The sequence below is a fragment of the Nocardia sp. NPDC004260 genome (assembly GCF_053603155.1).
In genome coordinates this window covers 1-4,884 of record NZ_JBSGEZ010000169.1, presented here as the reverse complement: position 1 = coordinate 4,884, position 4,884 = coordinate 1, and the positions used below count along the sequence as shown (strand labels likewise).

The 4,884-nt window shown below is 68.3% G+C and carries 4 protein-coding genes; all 4 read left to right on the top strand.

Features of this window, described 5'->3' with window-relative positions:
- Nucleotides 1–140: 140 nt before the first annotated feature.
- Nucleotides 141–1,109, top strand: coding sequence for a terpene synthase family protein (locus ACWEO7_RS38050; protein ID WP_452430530.1), 969 nt, complete (start codon nucleotides 141–143; stop codon nucleotides 1,107–1,109).
- A gap of 33 nt (nucleotides 1,110–1,142) precedes the next feature.
- Nucleotides 1,143–2,099 (top strand): 4-hydroxy-3-methylbut-2-enyl diphosphate reductase, encoded by a 957-nt coding sequence (locus ACWEO7_RS38045; protein ID WP_452430528.1) that lies wholly within the window; start codon nucleotides 1,143–1,145, stop codon nucleotides 2,097–2,099.
- Nucleotides 2,096–3,925 (top strand): 1-deoxy-D-xylulose-5-phosphate synthase, encoded by a 1,830-nt coding sequence (locus tag ACWEO7_RS38040; protein ID WP_452430526.1) that lies wholly within the window; start codon nucleotides 2,096–2,098, stop codon nucleotides 3,923–3,925. Before ACWEO7_RS38045 ends, ACWEO7_RS38040 begins: the two co-directional genes overlap by 4 nt.
- Nucleotides 3,926–3,958: 33 nt before the next feature.
- Nucleotides 3,959–4,884, top strand: a 926-nt coding sequence (gene ispG / locus ACWEO7_RS38035; RefSeq protein WP_452430524.1) for a flavodoxin-dependent (E)-4-hydroxy-3-methylbut-2-enyl-diphosphate synthase, incomplete at its 3' end; no start/stop codon positions are given.

Sequence of the window (4,884 nt, the reverse complement as noted above, 5' to 3'; positions counted from 1 at the left end):
CACCCAGGAAGGAGGTCGGGTAGAACATCAACTAGGACCCACCACCTGTCCGATTACGTGAACGACGGGCTGGGGAATTGAGTGAACGCTGACACCCGATCGACGTCGCCGGCATCGACCAACAAGCAGCCGACTGGGCTGTGAGCAAAGGGCTGTGCGAGCGGGGGAGCCTCGCCACACGGATGGGCTTCGCGCGCGGCATCGCGCCAGCCATCCCGCACGCCGACGATCTCACGGTCCTGGCGGCCACCAAGCACTTCCTGTTCGGCTCGTTGCTCGACGACTACTGGGACACCCATCCCGACCTGCCCACGATCGACGCACAAATCGGTGAACTGCACCGCGTGATGGCCGAAGCTCCCGCCGCACCGCTCCCCGCAGGAGACCGCTGGGCGGCCAGCCTTCGGGAGCTGCGCGCACAGCTCGAGACCACACTCACCGACAGCGAGTTCGCCGCTTTCCGATACGAGCACGCGGTATGGCTACACGGCCAGTCCTGGTACACCGCGCTGCGGCAGCGCGCTACGCCACCCGAGATCGGCGAATGGCTTCGCATGCGATGGGCGAAAGTGGGCGTGGCCACGCTGGTGCCGTTCACCGGCGCGACGATGGGTTCGCTCCAGATGACTCCTCGACTGATGGACGACCCCGTGGTGCGCGCCTTCACGAAAACCACGATGCTCGCGTGCGCGATCATCAACGACTTATTCTCCGCTGCAAAGGAACTCGCCGCAGGGACCGCAGCGACGAACCTGATCACCGTCCTCACCCACGCTCAGGCTGGGGATCCCGCCGCAGCCGTGGCCGAGGCGCAGCGACTGTACGAACGCATCGTCCTCGCCACGGTCGGCCTGCAACAACGACTGCGGGAGGACCCCCGCCCCGCCGTCGCACGTTTCGCCGCCGAGCTACCGCGCTGGATTCCCGCGGGCCTGCACTGGGCCACCACGACCGCCCGCTACCTCCCGCACGGCGACAACACGCACGACATCGGTGGCACCAGGGCACTTCCGCTGGTTGTGTCCAGCACTCCAACACACTGGGACCCCGCCGATCGCACGCCGCCGCCCTACCCCGAAATCGGCTGGTGCTGGAACTACCTCAGCTGAAACCCCGGTCAGGACCGGAGAAAGGAATCGAGGGTGACTCAACCCATCAAGGTACGTCTGGCCGCACACCAAGCCTTCTGCGCCGGCGTCGACCGGGCGGTCGAAACGGTGGAGAAGGCGCTGGAGAAGCACGGTGCGCCCATCTACGTGCGCAAGGAGATCGTGCACAATCGGCACGTCGTGGAGACGCTGCGCGAGCGCGGCGTGGTCTTCGTCGACGAGACCGATCAGGTCCCCGAGGGCTCGGTCGTGGTGTTCTCCGCGCACGGTGTGTCGCCCGCGGTGCACGCGTCGGCCGCCGAGCGCAGCCTGCACACCATCGACGCCACCTGCCCGCTGGTGACCAAGGTGCATCAGGAGGCGAAGCGGTTCGCCCGTGACGACTACGACATCCTGCTGATCGGTCACGAGGGCCACGAGGAGGTCGAGGGCACCGCCGGTGAGGCGCCCGACCATGTCCAGTTGGTCGACGGGCCCGGCGCGGTGGACCAGGTCAGCGTGCGCGACGAGTCGAAGGTGATCTGGCTTTCGCAGACCACCCTCAGCGTGGACGAGACGATGGAGACGGTGCAGCGGCTGCGCGAGCGCTTCCCCGCGCTGCAGGATCCGCCGAGCGACGATATCTGCTACGCCACGCAGAACCGCCAGGTCGCGGTGAAGGCGATGGCGCCGGAATGCGATCTGGTGATCGTGGTCGGCTCGCGCAACTCGTCGAACTCGGTGCGCCTGGTGGAGGTGGCGCTCGGCGCCGGCGCACGTGCCGCGCGCCTGATCGACGGCCCCGCCGACCTCGACCCGAGCTGGCTCACCGATGCCCGCGTCGTCGGCGTGACCGCGGGCGCATCCACCCCGCGCCAACTCGTTGATCACGTTATCGATGCCCTGCGCGCTCTCGGCCCGATCGAGCTGGACATCCCCGAGACACCGCGTGAGACCGTGCGCTTCGCGCTGCCACGGCAGCTTGCGGCACTAACGCGGGAGCTGCCGTGACCACCACATCCACATCCACTTCCGCGGACGCGGCGACGCCCGTCAACGGCAGCGGACTGCTGGCCTCGATCTGCGGCCCGGACGACCTGTCCAACCTCGACCTCGCCCAGCTGTCGGCGTTGGCCGACGAACTACGCACGCGCCTGATCGAGGAGGTGACGGCCACCGGCGGACACCTCGGCCCCTCGCTGGGTGCGCTGGAGCTGATCATCGCGCTGCACGTCGTGTTCCGGTCCCCACACGATGCGCTGATCTTCGACACCGGCCACCAGGCCTACGCGCACAAGATGCTGACGGGCCGCGCCGACGGTTTCGCGACGCTGCGCACCCGAGGTGGGCTGTCGGGCTATCCCAGCCGCGCGGAATCCCGGCACGACTGGGTCGAGAACTCCCACGCCTCGGGCAGCCTGGCCTACGCTACTGGGCTCGCCACAGCCATGCAGTTGCGCGGCGAAACCGACCGCAGCGTGGTCGCGGTCATCGGCGACGGCGCGCTCACCGGTGGGGTCGCGCTCGAAGGGCTGAACAACCTCGGCAACTCGTCGCTGCCGGTGATCACCGTGATCAACGACAACGGCCGCTCCTACGGGCCCACTACCGGAGCACTCGCCCAACACCTCAGACACCTACGAGACGGCGGATCCCGCGACGGAAATTGGTTCACGGCATGGGGTTTCGACTATCTCGGCCCGGTGGACGGCCATGACCTCGCGGCGATTTGCGCAGTGCTGCGGCAAGCCGCCACCTCGGGCAGGCCGGTCGTGGTCCATGTGGTCACCCAGAAGGGCCACGGCTACGGTCCGGCGGAGTCCGACGAGGCCGATCGGATGCACGCCTGCGGCGTCGTCGACGCGGTGACGGGCCGACCGGCGACGCGGAGCGCACCGACCTGGACACAGGTATTCGAGCAGGAGCTCGCCGCGCTGGCGCGGCGCCGCCCGGACATCGTTGCCTCGACCGCGGCGATGCGGCTACCGACCGGCCTGGGCGCGCTGTCGCGGGACCATCCCGACCGCGTATTCGACTCCGGAATTGCCGAACAGCATCTGCTCGCCAGCGCAGCCGGCCAGGCCGCGGGCGGACTGCACCCCGTCGTCGCGGTCTACTCGACGTTTCTGTCCCGCGCGTTCGATCAACTGCTCCACGACATCGGACTGCACCACCTGCCGGTGACGCTGGTGCTGGACAGAGCTGGGATCACCGGACCTGACGGCCCCAGCCACCACGGCCTCTGGGATCTCGCCCTGCTGACCCGCGTGCCCGGCATGCGCATCGCATGTCCACGCGACCCCGCGCGGCTGCGCGAACTGCTGCACGAAGCCACCGACATCTGCGGCCCGACCGCGCTGCGATTCCCCAAAGCCCCAGCCACAGTCGAATACTCCGCGCAATGGCGCATGGACGGTATCGACGTCCTCTACCGAAGCCGGGGACTGCCGTTGGACGTGCTCCTGATCGCCGTCGGCCCAATGGCCGGACCGTGCCTAGACGCCGCGGAAGAACTGACCGAACGCGGCTACGGGATCACGGTCATAGACCCCCGATGGGCCTTTCCGCTCAACCCAGCGCTGCCCGCCATCATCGCCCGCCACCGCGCCGCCGTATGCGTCGAAGACGGCCTCGCCCACGGTGGCATCGGCAGCCACCTTCTGCACACCGTGGCCGAACGGTCACCACATGCCCCAGCGATCCAAGTCCTCGGTGTCCCCACCGAATTCGTCCCCCACGCGACCCGAGACGAGCTCCTGGCCCACTACGGCCTGACAGGACCAGGCATCGCCGCAGATTGCCTCGCTCTCCTGCGCACACTCCCTGAAAACCAGTAGATGCCCGGTCCCCGCCAACTCCCGCAGGACACAATGAATCCCTCATCAGCAGCAGCGGTACATCTACCCTTCCCCACCCTCGCGCGCCCGGCTCTGCGGTCGCGGCGTAAGACCCGCCAGCTGATGGTGGGCAATGTCGGGGTTGGCAGCGACCACCTGATCTCGGTGCAGTCCATGACCACGACCAAGACGCACGACGTGAACGCCACCCTGCAGCAGATCGCGGAGTTGACCGCGTCGGGGTGTGACATCGTGCGGGTGGCCTGTCCGCGTCAGGAGGACGCGGACGCGCTGGCCACGATCGCCGCGAAATCGCAGATTCCGGTGATCGCCGACATCCACTTCCAGCCGCGCTACATCTTCGCCGCGATCGACGCCGGATGCGCGGCGGTGCGGGTCAACCCCGGCAACATCAAGGAGTTCGACGGCCGGGTCAAGGAGGTCGCCAAGGCCGCCGGCGCCGCCGGGATTCCCATTCGTATCGGCGTGAACGCCGGTTCGCTGGACAAGCGGATGCTGGAGAAGTACGGCAAGGCCACGCCGGAGGCGCTGGTGGAGTCGGCGCTGTGGGAGGCGAGCCTGTTCGAGGAGCACGGCTTCGGCGACATCAAGATCTCGGTCAAGCACAACGACCCGGTGATCATGGTGGAGGCCTACCGCCAGCTGGCCGCGCAGTGCGACTACCCGCTGCATCTCGGCGTCACCGAGGCGGGCCCGGCGTTCCAGGGCACGATCAAGTCGGCGGTAGCGTTCGGCGCGCTGCTGTCGGAGGGTATCGGCGACACGATCCGCGTGTCGCTGTCCGCGCCGCCCGCCGAGGAGGTCAAGGTCGGCGGGCAGATCCTGCAATCGCTGAACCTGCGTCCGCGCAAGCTGGAGATCGTGTCGTGCCCGTCCTGCGGGCGCGCCCAGGTCGACGTGTACACGCTGGCCAACGAGGTGACCGCGGGCCTGGAGGG